This is a genomic window from Flavobacterium sp. GNP010 (assembly GCF_056428945.1).
On record NZ_JBWJVK010000137.1, the window covers coordinates 1 to 519 of the forward strand.

Genomic DNA, 519 nt, shown 5'->3' on the forward strand with positions numbered 1-519 from the left:
AAGTATTTCCACAATCATCTGCTACAGTCCAAGTGTTGGTATAAGTTCCTGCATTAGCACAAGATTCAGACGCTACAAAAGCACCGCTTACTTTGCTGATATTTGTAACAGTAGCATCACATAAATCAGTAGCGATAGGGAAAGCTGTTTGAGCTGTGGCTAGTGCTTCAGCATTACTACATTCAACAGTAGTATTTAAAGCAGTATCAGCGGTTGACCAAGTAGGCGCTGTTGTATCTTGAATGGTAATGATTTGAGTAAAGACTTCAGAAGTATTTCCACAATCATCAGCTACAGTCCAAGTGTTGGTGTACGTTCCTGCATTCGCACAAGATTCAGAGGCTACAAAAGCACCACTTACTTTGCTGATATTAGTAACAGTAGCATCGCACAAATCAGTAGCAATAGGGAAAGTTGCTTGAGCTGTGGCTAATGCTTTAGCATTACTGCATTCAACAGTAGTATTTAAAGCAGTAGCAGCGGTTGACCAAGTAGGCGCTGTTGTATCTTGAATGGTAA

1 protein-coding gene is annotated in these 519 nt (G+C 40.8%); it reads right to left on the reverse strand.

Features of this window, described 5'->3' with window-relative positions:
• Positions 1-519, reverse strand: a 519-nt coding sequence (locus tag AC061C_RS15880; protein ID WP_478291980.1) for an HYR-like domain-containing protein, incomplete at both ends; no start/stop codon positions are given.